The sequence below is a fragment of the Sulfitobacter sp. UBA4523 genome, from assembly GCF_002388305.1.
Lineage (GTDB): Bacteria > Pseudomonadota > Alphaproteobacteria > Rhodobacterales > Rhodobacteraceae > Sulfitobacter > Sulfitobacter pontiacus.
In genome coordinates this window covers 92,116-102,617 of sequence record NZ_DGMH01000054.1, presented here as the reverse complement: position 1 = coordinate 102,617, position 10,502 = coordinate 92,116, and the positions used below count along the sequence as shown (strand labels likewise).

General features: G+C 57.3%; 13 protein-coding genes. 12 read left to right on the top strand and 1 reads right to left on the bottom strand.

Annotated elements, in window-relative coordinates; genetic code table 11:
• Positions 1 to 135: 135 nt before the first annotated feature.
• Complete coding sequence (locus B3849_RS13835; protein ID WP_278426063.1) at positions 136 to 768, bottom strand: peroxiredoxin; 633 nt, start codon at positions 766 to 768, stop codon at positions 136 to 138.
• Between the two features lie 120 nt (positions 769 to 888).
• Between B3849_RS13835 and B3849_RS13830 the strand changes: the two genes are divergently transcribed.
• The 12 genes from B3849_RS13830 (at position 889) to B3849_RS13775 (ending at position 10,076) form a co-directional block, all read left to right on the top strand.
• Complete coding sequence (locus B3849_RS13830; RefSeq protein WP_278426062.1) at positions 889 to 1,359, top strand: Rrf2 family transcriptional regulator; 471 nt, start codon at positions 889 to 891, stop codon at positions 1,357 to 1,359.
• Positions 1,356 to 2,018 (top strand): Crp/Fnr family transcriptional regulator, encoded by a 663-nt coding sequence (locus B3849_RS13825; protein ID WP_278426061.1) that lies wholly within the window; start codon positions 1,356 to 1,358, stop codon positions 2,016 to 2,018. Before B3849_RS13830 ends, B3849_RS13825 begins: the two co-directional genes overlap by 4 nt.
• Before the next feature lie 89 nt (positions 2,019 to 2,107).
• Positions 2,108 to 2,323, top strand: a complete 216-nt coding sequence (locus tag B3849_RS13820) for a YgaP family membrane protein (protein WP_009824139.1) — start codon at positions 2,108 to 2,110, stop codon at positions 2,321 to 2,323.
• 1 nt (position 2,324) lies between these two features.
• Entirely contained in the window at positions 2,325 to 2,756 is a 432-nt protein-coding gene (locus B3849_RS13815; protein ID WP_278426060.1) for a YeeE/YedE family protein, read from the top strand.
• Positions 2,757 to 2,760: 4 nt separating this feature from the next.
• Positions 2,761 to 3,192 carry a DUF6691 family protein gene (locus B3849_RS13810; RefSeq protein ID WP_278426059.1) on the top strand — a complete coding sequence of 144 codons (432 nt, stop codon included), beginning with the start codon at positions 2,761 to 2,763 and terminating at the stop codon, positions 3,190 to 3,192.
• Positions 3,193 to 3,236: 44 nt separating this feature from the next.
• A complete protein-coding gene (locus B3849_RS13805; protein WP_278426058.1) occupies positions 3,237 to 4,121 on the top strand; it encodes an MBL fold metallo-hydrolase in 885 nt (294 codons plus the stop codon).
• 42 nt (positions 4,122 to 4,163) lie between these two features.
• Positions 4,164 to 4,655, top strand: a complete 492-nt coding sequence (locus B3849_RS13800) for a bacterioferritin (RefSeq protein WP_278426057.1) — start codon at positions 4,164 to 4,166, stop codon at positions 4,653 to 4,655.
• A gap of 69 nt (positions 4,656 to 4,724) precedes the next feature.
• Positions 4,725 to 6,407, top strand: a complete 1,683-nt coding sequence (locus B3849_RS13795; RefSeq protein WP_278426056.1) for a bifunctional protein tyrosine phosphatase family protein/NAD(P)/FAD-dependent oxidoreductase — start codon at positions 4,725 to 4,727, stop codon at positions 6,405 to 6,407.
• A gap of 131 nt (positions 6,408 to 6,538) precedes the next feature.
• On the top strand, positions 6,539 to 8,275 hold the full coding sequence (locus tag B3849_RS13790) for a SulP family inorganic anion transporter (protein ID WP_278426055.1): 1,737 nt from the start codon (positions 6,539 to 6,541) through the stop codon (positions 8,273 to 8,275).
• A 14-nt stretch (positions 8,276 to 8,289) separates the two neighbouring features.
• A complete protein-coding gene (locus B3849_RS13785) occupies positions 8,290 to 9,195 on the top strand; it encodes an MBL fold metallo-hydrolase (protein WP_278426054.1) in 906 nt (301 codons plus the stop codon).
• Between the two features lie 6 nt (positions 9,196 to 9,201).
• Complete coding sequence (locus B3849_RS13780; RefSeq protein WP_037953385.1) at positions 9,202 to 9,561, top strand: rhodanese-like domain-containing protein; 360 nt, start codon at positions 9,202 to 9,204, stop codon at positions 9,559 to 9,561.
• Complete coding sequence (locus B3849_RS13775) at positions 9,561 to 10,076, top strand: rhodanese-like domain-containing protein (RefSeq protein WP_278426053.1); 516 nt, start codon at positions 9,561 to 9,563, stop codon at positions 10,074 to 10,076. Before B3849_RS13780 ends, B3849_RS13775 begins: the two co-directional genes overlap by 1 nt.
• Positions 10,077 to 10,502: the final 426 nt, after the last annotated feature.

The window sequence follows — 10,502 nt, the reverse complement described above, 5'->3', positions numbered from 1 at the left end:
CAGGGGTTGGCCCGCAACCGATCTGGCCGCAGCGCGCGTACCGACAAGGCTCGGTGTTGCAAGTGCAGCTGCGGATACAGTCAGAAATCGGCGGCGGTCCATGTCATATACTCCGTCTGGTTGGTTGGGATTGCGTCAGGTGTTCAGCTTCACCTTACGCAAATAAGGGCGGATTTCATCCCATCCTTGCGGAAAAAGATCCTTGGCCTGTTCGTTCGCGATTGATGGCGGAATGATAGCATCGCCACCCGGGCGCCAGTCGGCCGGCAGGGCGACCTTGCTTTGATCGGCTGTTTGAAGCGCGTCGATAGCACGCAGGATCTCGTCGAAGTTACGCCCCACGCTCATCGGATAGGTCATGGACAGGCGCAGCTTCTTGTCGGGATCGATGATGAAGACCGAACGCACCGCGGCGGTCTCGGACTCGCCCGGATGGATCATCTCGTAAAGCTTAGCGACATCACAATCCGGATCCGCCACAATGGGGAAGCGCAGCGTTGTGTTCTGGGTGTCGTTGACGTCCTCGATCCACTTGAGGTGCTCGTGAACCGTGTCGGTGCTCAGCCCGATGGGCTTCACCCCGCGCTTCGCGAATTCCTCGGCCAATTGCGCGGTGCGTCCCATTTCCGTGGTGCAGACAGGGGTGAAGTCCGCCGGATGGCTGAAAAAGAAGGCCCAATCGTCGCCAATCCAATCATGGAACGATATCGGGCCTGTGGTGGTGTCAGCGTTAAAGTCGGGAACGACGTCGCCTAGCAGCAGAGTCATGTTTGTCTCCTTCAATTGTCTGAGCAAGACCTATGCCCCGCAGGGCAGGAATTCAGTGACAATGTCACCTAACTTGCAAAAACTTATACGGTCCCTATAAGTTTTCCGAGAAGTGATAAAATGAAGCTGACATCCTACACAAACTTTGCGCTGCGTTCGCTGCAGTTGGCCGCACTGAAAAACCCTCATCTGATACGGGTGGATGACGTCGTCCGCGTGCACGGCCTTGCCCGGCCGCACATCGTGAAGATCGTCCATGAACTCGGTAGGGCCGGCTACGTTGTCACGCAGCGTGGGCGCAATGGCGGGTTCCGTTTGGCCCGGCCTGCCGAAGACATCATTATCGGTGATGTGGTGCGCCTCACGGAAGGGCCGCTCGATCTTGTTGAATGTTTCAACCCGGAAAGGAATACTTGCCCACTGATCGGTATCTGTAATCTGTCCCGCGCGCTGAAAGAGGCGACCGGGGCTTTCATGGCTGTACTGGATAATTTGACACTGTCAGACATCTCATCAAACCGAGGTGACTTGCTAGCGCGGATCGCCCCATTGGAAGAGGGCGTCGTGCTGCCGATGCGCAGAGCGAAATGATCGAAGATTGGACAGAGCGTTTCGAAGGTACGGCGGCCTTGCCACGTTTGGTACGTGATCGGCTGATGAAAGTTGCACGCATCGTCAAGATAGCAGCCGGCGCACAGGTGTTTGACCCTGCGCATGTGCCGGACAGTCTGTTTTTCCTCTATGACGGCCGTATTCGTGTTTCGCAAAGCTCGGACGGCGGGCGCGAGATCGTCCTCTACCGTGTCGATGCCGGAGACAGCTGTGTCCTGACCACAGCTTGCATGCTAACAGAGGAAGCCTACAACGCCCAAGGCGTGGCCGAGACGGACATCACGGCCGTTGTGTTGCCAAAACCGGCTTTCGACAGGCTGGTGGCCGAGGAAGAAGCATTTCGGAAATTCGTCTTTGCCGCTTACTCCCGTCGCTTGATTGACCTTTTGCGCGTGGTTGACGACGTGGCGTTCGGACATATGGACAAGCGTTTGGCGGAACGGCTGCTGACATTTGCGGGAGGCGACAAGGTCGTATCCGCGACACATCAGGAACTGGCCAGCGAATTGGGCACGGCTCGCGAGGTCGTGAGCCGTGTTCTATCGGATTTCCAGAAGCGCGGTATGATCACCCAATCGCGCGGCCAAATTAAGCTGATCGACAAACCTGCCTTGCGCGCCATCTCAGAAAATCGGTAACGCAGTTTTTCCGACTTGGGTGACAATGTCACTGAAGCATCAGAATCAAAGTTATATCTGTTCTGCAAGTATAGTGGATGGAGTAAGCCATGACGACCAATGTTGGAACGATTGACCGCATCTTGCGCGCCGCGCTAGGCGTGGTTTTGCTTTACCTTGCCTTCTTCAGCGGGCTGCCTCTGTTCGCGGCTCCGCTCTTCAAGTATGGCGCGGCCGTGATCGGTGTCGTGATGCTGGCCACGTCCACCCTGAAGCTGTGCCCGCTTTATTCGATTTTCGGCATCAAGACCTGTAAGGATTGCTGAAATGGAGACGCTGTTCACACCTTTCGCCTCATTCGGTGGCGGCCTGCTAATCGGCCTCGGCGCGGTGCTCCTGATGCTCGGTTTGGGCCGCATCCTCGGTGCCACCGGCATCATGTCTGGGCTGGTCTTTGCGGAAAGCGGGTCGGAGTTCTCGTGGCGGGCCGCGATGGTCTTGGGGATGATCCTGGCACCCGGGGTGATTTTTGCCGTAACCGGCTCGATGCCCCAGATCACTGTGCCGGTAAACCCGCTGATGATCGCCGTTGGTGGCGTGATCGTAGGCTTCGGGGCGAGCCTCGGGTCGGGGTGCACATCGGGTCATGGCGTCTGCGGCCTGTCGCGCCTTTCCGTTCGGTCGCTTGTAGCTGTCCCGACGTTCATGGCAACCGCTGCTCTCACCGTTTTCCTAATCCGCCACGTCTTCGGAGGCTGACCATATGAAACACGTCTACGCTCTTTTGACCGGCCTTGTCTTCGGGATCGGTATCGCGGTTTCCGGCATGATGGACCCGGCCAAGGTTCTGAACTTCTTTGACGTCGCGGGCACCTGGGACCCGAGCCTTGCCTTCGTGATGGGCGGCGCGCTTGTCGTCACGTTCATTGGCTACCGTCTGGTTTGGCGTCGCGATGCGCCGCTTTTCGGCGGGCGGTTCCAGGTGCCGAATTCGTCTGCAATTGACGCCAAGCTCGTGGGTGGCTCGGCGATATTCGGCATCGGCTGGGGTATCGCGGGCTTTTGCCCCGGCGCGGCCATTCCGGCGCTTGGCACAGGACGTTGGGAAGTCGCCCTGTTCCTTGGCGCAGTCGCCATCGGCTTTATCCTGCGCCGTTTGCTGACGCAATCGCAACCTTCGGCCAAGGCGGCCTGACGATCGCGGCCCCGGGCCGTGACGAGTAAAAAAGGAGACCAGAAATGGCCAACTATCCGATTAACATGGACCTTCACCCGGAGGTCGAAGCGTTCTTTGACGAGCCGACCAACACGATCAGCTACATTGTCAAAGATCCCACATCCGACGCTTGCGCCGTCGTCGATAGCGTCATGGATCTGGACTATGCCGCCGGTCGCATTACCCACGACAGCGCAGACAGGATGGTTGCACGCATCAAGGAACGCGGCCTGAAGCTGGAATGGATCATCGAAACCCATGTCCACGCCGATCACCTGAGCGCAGCCCCCTACCTTCAACAGGAATTGGGCGGCAAGATCGGGATCGGCGAAGGCATCATGACGGTGCAGGACACCTTCGGGAAGATCTTCAACGAAGGCACCGAGTTCCAGCGCGACGGGTCGCAGTTCGACGCCCTGTTCAAGGATGGCGACACATACACCGTTGGCAACATGCAGGGCTTTGCCATGTTCACACCAGGCCACACGCCGGCTTGCATGGTGCATGTCATTGGCGACGCGGCCTTCACCGGTGATACGCTGTTCATGCCCGATGGGGGCTCCGCCCGTGCCGACTTCCCCGGCGGCGATGCCGGTGTCCTTTACGATTCCATCATGAAGGTCCTGAGCCTGCCGGACGAGATGCGTCTTTTCATGTGCCACGATTATGGCCCCGGTGGCCGCGAGATCGCATGGGAGACCACGGTTGGCGAAGAAAAGGCCAACAACATCCATGTCGGCGGCGGCAAGACAAAGGAAGAGTTCGTCAAGTTCCGGACCGAGCGGGACGCTCAGCTCGCCATGCCGAAACTGATTATACCGTCTCTTCAAGTAAACATGCGGGCGGGTGAAGTACCCACGGACAAAGACGGGAATCCGATGCTCAGAGTGCCCGTGAATGGCCTTTGAATAGTATAGCGCCGACCCTATCCACTCGAAAGGAGACTATTCATGTCAAATAACAAGACGGTCGAAAACCTGAACAAGGCGCTTCAGATGGAGATCAGCGCCTCGCATCAATATCAACTGCATGCGCATGTGCTTGACGACTGGGGCCTTGACCGCCTTGCAGCCAAGATGCGCGAAGAGCAAGCCGAGGAAGCCGGTCACTCCGACCTTTTTATCGAGCGCATCCTGTTTCTGAAAAGCACTCCCGAAATCGCCTTCGAAAAAGCTCCTAAACGCGCAGAGACGCTAAGGGACATGTTCAAAGCGGATCTGGCTGACGAAGAAGATGCCATTGCGTTTTATACACGTGCGGCGAGAGAGGCGTATGAGGCTGATGACATCGGATCCCGCAGGCTGTTCGAGACGATTGTACTCGACGAGGAGGGCCACAAGGCTTGGTTGGAATTGCAACTCGATCTGATCGAGCGGATTGGTGAACAGGCCTATAGCGCGAAACTGATTTCGATTGCTAAGAGCGAAGACTCGTCCGTTTGAACACGCGAACACAAAACATCGCGGCACCAAGGGTGTGACTTACATAAATCACGAATGAGGTCGAAAAACATGGACAGCAATAAAATCACCGACAAAGTGTCGGTCGCGCCGCAGATCGCAGTGAACGACATCGAGACCATCAAGGCGGCAGGCTTCAAAGCGATCATCTGCAACCGCCCGGACGGAGAAGGCGCTGACCAGCCGACCTTCGAAGAGATCCAGAAGGCAGCACGGGAAGCGGGGCTTGAGGCGGCTTATGTGCCGGTTCAATCTGGCAAGGTGACGGACAAGAACGTAGAAGAATTCGGCGCAGCGTTGAAAGAGTTGCCGCGTCCGGTTTTGGCCTATTGTCGGACCGGCACGCGGTCGGCGACGTTGTGGTCGCTGCACGAGGCGGTGAAGCGACCGCTGCCCGAGATCCTCGCGGCAACCAAGTCTGCGGGATATGACATGAACGGCGTCGCCCGCCGGATCGCCAACGGCGGCCGGACGCCCACGGAAACAGGCGACGCGAAGTATGACGTCGTGATCGTTGGTGCCGGAGCGGGGGGGATCGCAACTGCGTCGAGCCTCATTTCACGCAAATCGGACCTATCGGTCGCGATCATCGACCCGTCTGATGTGCACTACTATCAACCTGGCTGGACCTTTGTTGGCGGCGGTGTTTTTCAAGCCCGCGACACGGCCAAGACGATGGCTTCGCTGATTCCGCAGGGGGTCAAATGGATCAATGCGGCTGTTGCGGCCTTTGAACCCAAGAACAATGCGGTGATCCTCGACGGCTGCCGGGTGATCAAATATGACCGACTGGTTGTCGCTCCCGGTCTCAAGCTTGACTGGGATGCCGTCGAAGGCCTGAGCGACACGCTGGGCCGCAATGGCGTCACGTCAAACTATCGCTATGACCTTGCGCCTTACACCTGGCAATTGGTGCAGGAGATGAAAAAGGGTTGTGCGTTGTTTACCCAGCCTCCGATGCCGATCAAATGTGCAGGCGCTCCGCAAAAAGCAATGTATCTCTCCGCCGACGCTTGGTATCGCCGCGGCGTCCTGAAAGACATCGACGTGCAGTTCATGAATGCGGGCGGTGTTCTCTTTGGCGTGAAGGAATACGTGCCAGCGCTCATGGAGTATGTCAAAAAGTATGACGCGACGCTGAACTTCTTCCAAAACCTCGTGTCGGTGGACGGCGATGCGAAAAAAGCGACCTTTAAGGTCGCCAAGCCCGACACCGAGCCGGAAATGGTCACGGTAGATTTTGACATGATGCATGTCTGCCCGCCGCAGACGGCACCGGATTTCATCCGGGTCTCGCCACTGGCGGATGCCGCCGGTTGGGTGGATGTCGATCAGGCTACCCTCCGACACAAAACCTTCGACAACATCTGGTCGTTGGGCGATGTCATGAATGCGCCAAACGCCAAAACCATGGCGGCTGCGCGCAAACAAGCACCAACCGTAGCTGAGAATATTTGCGCCGATATCGACGGCGGTTCTCCGGTCGCGCAATACGATGGCTACGGATCGTGCCCGCTGACGGTTGAACGCGGTAAGATCGTGCTGGCAGAGTTTGGCTACGGCGGTGCGTTGAAGCCGTCTTTCCCGAAATTCGTCATCGACGGGACCAAGCCGTCCCGCGCAGCCTGGTTCCTCAAGGAAAAGATGCTGCCATCGATCTATTGGCAGGGCATGCTCAAGGGGAAAGAGTGGATGGCAAAGCCCGAAGACCTAAAAGTTGAAACGGCAAAATAGTCAGTTTCTCCCTCATTTCGGCGGCCGTAGTGGCCGCCGAAAGCAACCGATATCTATCCATTCGACTAGGCCCATGAACCCCAGACGGCCAGGGTCCTCACGTTGATTGCTGCTTTTACAGGATCGCTTCAATGACCACCTTACGCCGATACCTTCCGATCCTCGATTGGGGTCGCACTTACGACAAGAACGCGTTCTCTAACGACATGATCGCGGCGGTGATCGTGACGATCATGCTGATCCCGCAATCGCTGGCATACGCGCTTTTGGCAGGGTTGCCGCCAGAGGCCGGTATCTATGCTTCTATTGCACCGATCATCCTGTACGCAATATTTGGCACGAGTCGCGCGCTTGCGGTTGGGCCGGTCGCGGTGGTGTCGCTCCTGACGGCCAGCGCAATTGGCCAAGTGGCGGAACAAGGCACCGCGGGCTATGCTGTTGCAGCACTGACACTCGCCTTCCTGTCGGGCGGCTTTCTGTTGTTGCTCGGCGTGTTTCGCCTAGGTTTTCTTGCGAACTTCCTCAGCCATCCGGTGATCGCAGGTTTTATCACCGCGTCAGGCATTCTGATTGCCACCAGCCAGCTCAAACACGTTCTTGGTGTGTCTGCTGACGGGCATACGCTTCCGCAAATGTTGGCATCCATCGGGTCTCAACTGGACCAGATCAATTGGATTACGGTAGGAATTGGGATCACGGCGACAGTTTTCCTGTTCTGGGTGCGCAAGAACCTCAAACCGCTTCTAAAGAGAACCGGGCTATCCCCGCTCATGTCGGATATTCTGACCAAGGCCGGGCCGGTTGCCGCGGTGGTCGCGACAACCGTTGCGGTTTGGGCGCTGGATCTGTCCAACAAAGGTGTGAAGATCGTAGGGGATGTGCCGCAAAGCCTACCGCCACTCACTATGCCAAACATGTCCCCGGACTTGATCAGCACACTTCTGGTACCGGCAATTCTGATTTCGATCATCGGTTTCGTAGAGAGCATATCAGTCGCGCAAACGCTTGCCGCCAAAAGGCGCCAGCGGATTGACCCGGATCAGGAGCTTATCGGTTTGGGGGCAGCCAATCTTGGCGCTGCATTCACTGGTGGTTTTCCGGTTACGGGCGGCTTCTCGCGCTCCGTCGTGAACTTCGATGCGGGCGCAGAAACGCCTGCGGCGGGTGCCTATACCGCCATGGGGCTGGCCATTGCCGCCTTGTTCCTGACACCGCTCGTCTACTTCCTACCCACCGCAACGCTCGCCGCCACAATCATCGTCGCGGTCCTCAGCCTCGTGGACCTTTCCATCCTCAAGAAGACCTGGGGCTATAGCAAAGCCGACTTTGCGGCCGTTGCAGCAACGATCCTACTTACCCTCGTTCTGGGCGTGGAGGTCGGTGTTGCCTCCGGCGTCATCATTTCACTGTTTCTTCATCTCTACCACACGTCGCGCCCGCATGTGGCCGAGGTCGGGCTTGTTCCCGGGACGCAGCACTTCCGCAATATCCTCCGCCACGACGTCAAGACTGATTCAACACTGGTGACGCTCCGCGTGGATCAGAGCCTCTTTTTTGTGAACGCCCGCTTTCTGGAAGACCTGATCCAGAACCGGGTTACAGACGGATGCGACATAAAGAACGTCGTGCTGATGTTTTCGGCAGTGAACGAGGTTGACTACTCGGCGCTCGAAAGTCTCGAAGCCATCAATCTTCGGCTCAAGGACTTGGGCGTTGGCCTACATTTGTCGGAAGTGAAGGGCCCAGTTATGGATCGCTTGAAACGGTCTCACTTCCTTGACGAACTGAACGGTCGTGTTTTCCTGTCCCAATTTGAGGCATGGCGGAACCTTACCAATTCGCGAAACATTGAGAACGCAGCGGAATAAGAAAGGGGAAAGTAATGGAGATTTTGTTCAAGGAAAGCGCATCGCGTGGCCCAGGCAGCCCGAAAGTCGTCGGGTTTTACGAGCCAGATACAGGCAGTTGTCAGTATATCTGCATTGATGAGGAAACGCGCCAGGCAGCGCTCATCGACATCGTTCAGGAATTCGATCCTGCATCTGCGACCACAAAATTCGACCACGCCCAATGGGCGCTGGATTACCTTGCGAAAGAGGAACTGGAACTTGTCTGGATCCTCGATACACACCCCCATGCCGACCACCTCATGGCGGCAGCGTGGCTGAAAGAACAAACCGGCAAACCAATGGCAATCGGCGAGAAAGTAAAGGAGATCGCGGAGCTTTGGCGGGATATCTACCACATGCCTGTGTCCTTCGATGCAGACCGGGACTTCGATCGGCTTTTTGCCGACGGCGACACGTTCAAGCTCGGGAATCTCGAAGCGCGCGTGATGTTGTCGCCCGGTCATACGTTGGGTTCCATTACCTATGTGATCGGAGACGCCATGTTTGCGCATGACACCTTCATGCAGCCCGATGCCGGCACCGCGCGGGCCGATTTCCCAGGTGGTTCGGCGGCCGAGGTCTATGACAGCCTTATGGCGATCCTCGACCATCCGGACGATTTCCGTATCTTCATCGGCCACGACTACGGCACCGCGGACCGCGAAGAACCGGCTTGGGAAAGCACAGTGAAGGAACAGCGCGAGGGCAACATTCATATCGGGGGTGGCGTTTCGAAAGGCGAATACGTTGAGCGCCGGGAAAAGCGTGACGCTACACTTGGATTGCCCGATCGCATGCTGGCTGCATTGCAGATCAACCTGCATGGGGGCCGACATCCTCAAGCCGAGTCCGACGGACACAACTACCTCAAGATCCCCATGAACAAATTCAAGGATTGAATCGACATGTCAAATCTCGAAAATTGGAGCCCTGATAAAGTACAAGCTGCTTTGAAAGCAGGGGAAATCGTGCTGATCGATGTCAGAACGCCACAGGAATACATGATGGAGCATATCGACGGCGCGCTGTTGATGCCCATGGCTTTCTTCGACCCGAAGGCGCTGCCGACACAGGACGGAAAACGGATCGTGCTGCACTGCGGTTCCGGAATGCGATCAAGCAAGGTCGCCGCACGCGCTATGGAGGCTGGTGTGACCCCTCTTGCTCATATGGAAGGGGGCATGGGTGCCTGGAAACAGGCGGGTCTGCCTTATCGTGGCACGGACATGTCGACCGGCGCGCCCGAAATGTTGAACGCGACGTGATGCAGCCGCATCTGGAAATACAGATACCTTCGGGTCAAACGCGACGGAATGTAATGGTCCGACTCGCGGCAGCGATCTGCATCGGCTTGGGGACGGTGAACGGGGCGTTCGCCGATACCCACGTTATGACTGCGCCCGATGCATTCGCGCTCGTTCAGAGGGGGGACCTTGTGATGCTGGACATCCGGTCCCGGGAAGAATGGCTGGAAACCGGTGTTGCTGTTGGTGCCTTGCCGGTTTCCATGCATGAACCCGGTTTTGGCAGAAGGTTGATGGAAATTCTGCAGCAGTATCCGCCAGAAAAGATCGCATTGATCTGCGCAACTGGGGGACGAAGCGAATTCGTGGTCAACCGTCTCGCGGCGCAAGGCATAACCGGGCTAAGGGATGTCCCGGAAGGCATGATGGGGCATGGCGACGCCCCGGGCTGGATCGCGCGCGGACTGCCAATCACCGCGCCTCAGAATGCGGAAGCGGAATATGAGGCGATGCGCGACAGCTGGGCAGAGAAATGAGCTGGGCTGACCGTTATGCAAAAGTGGGCTTCCTCTTCGGGACTGATCCTGCGACGGCTCTGAGACGTGACGCACCCGGGTTCCCGCCCCCCAGCTAAGCTGCTTGTGCGTTGCCGATGGAGAAGGCCGTAATTCCGTCTGGCGTGCAGAACAAGGTCACGACGTTTCCGCCTGGGATGCCTCCAGGGTTGCGGTTTTCATACAGTTCGCCGGGCCTGGACTGCGAGAGGAGATTTTCCGCGACATGAAAGCAGCAACTCGCCCGGGCGGTTTGATCTTTCTTAATAGGTATACCCCCGAACAGCTCGCGTTCGGTACAGGGGGGCCATCTTTCGAGGAAAATCTTTATACGACAGGTCAGCTACGGTCTTGCGTTGAAGATTTCGGAATTCATAGGCTTACGGCTTTTGGCCACGATTGTCATGG